Annotated in this window: 1 protein-coding gene; it reads left to right on the top strand. The window is 69.7% G+C overall.

Features of this window, described 5'->3' with window-relative positions; translation table 11 throughout:
- The coding region (locus ACFYX3_RS42040) for an acyl-CoA dehydrogenase family protein (RefSeq protein WP_389025425.1) at window positions 1–1,140 on the top strand (1,140 nt) is incomplete at its 5' end.
- Window positions 1,141–1,145 lie beyond the last annotated feature (5 nt).

Here is a 1,145-nt window from a genome sequence, read left to right as displayed (position 1 = left end):
TTCGACCTGTATCGGCCCTCGGAGGAGCACGACATGCTCCGGGAGTCGGTGCGTGCCCTCGCCGAGGCGAAGATCGCTCCGTTCGCCGCGGCGGTGGACGAGGAGGGCCGGTTCCCGCAGGAGGCCCTGGACGCGCTGGTCGCCAACGACCTGCACGCCGTGCACGTCCCCGAGACCTACGGCGGCGCGGGCGCGGACGCCCTCGCGACCGTGATCGTGATCGAGGAGGTCGCCCGCGCCTGCGGCTCCTCCTCGCTGATCCCGGCGGTCAACAAGCTCGGCTCGCTGCCGGTGATCCTGTCCGGCTCGGAGGAGCTGAAGCACAAGTACCTCGGCCCGCTGGCCAAGGGCGACGCGATGTTCTCCTACGCCCTGTCCGAGCCCGACGCGGGCTCGGACGCGGCCGGCATGAAGACCCGCGCGGTGCGCGACGGCGACTTCTGGGTCCTCAACGGCGTCAAGCGGTGGATCACCAACGCCGGCGTCTCGGAGTACTACACGGTGATGGCCGTCACCGACCCCGACAAGCGCTCCAAGGGCATCAGCGCCTTCGTCGTGGAGAAGTCCGACGAGGGCGTCTCCTTCGGCGCCCCGGAGAAGAAGCTCGGCATCAAGGGCTCCCCGACCCGCGAGGTCTACCTCGACAACGTCCGCATCCCCGCCGACCGCATGATCGGCGCCGAGGGCACCGGCTTCGCCACCGCGATGAAGACCCTCGACCACACCCGCATCACCATCGCCGCCCAGGCCCTCGGCATCGCCCAGGGCGCCCTCGACTACGCCAAGGGCTACGTCAGGGAGCGCAAGCAGTTCGGCAAGCCGATCGCCGACTTCCAGGGCGTGCAGTTCATGCTCGCCGACATGGCCATGAAGCTGGAGGCCGCCCGCCAGCTCACCTACGCCGCCGCCGCCAAGTCCGAGCGCGTGGACGGCGACCTCACCTTCTTCGGCGCCGCCGCCAAGTGCTTCGCCTCCGACGTCGCCATGGAGGTCACCACCGACGCCGTCCAGCTCCTCGGCGGCTACGGCTACACCCGCGACTACCCCGTCGAGCGCATGATGCGCGACGCCAAGATCACCCAGATCTACGAGGGCACCAACCAGGTCCAGCGCATCGTCATGGCCCGCAACCTCCCGTAACCACC

It is taken from the genome of Streptomyces sp. NPDC002463, assembly GCF_042889835.1.
GTDB classification, from domain to species: domain Bacteria; phylum Actinomycetota; class Actinomycetes; order Streptomycetales; family Streptomycetaceae; genus Streptomyces; species Streptomyces nymphaeiformis.
The sequence above is the reverse complement of the archived record's forward strand: the minus strand, read 5'-3'. Positions and strand labels throughout refer to the sequence as shown.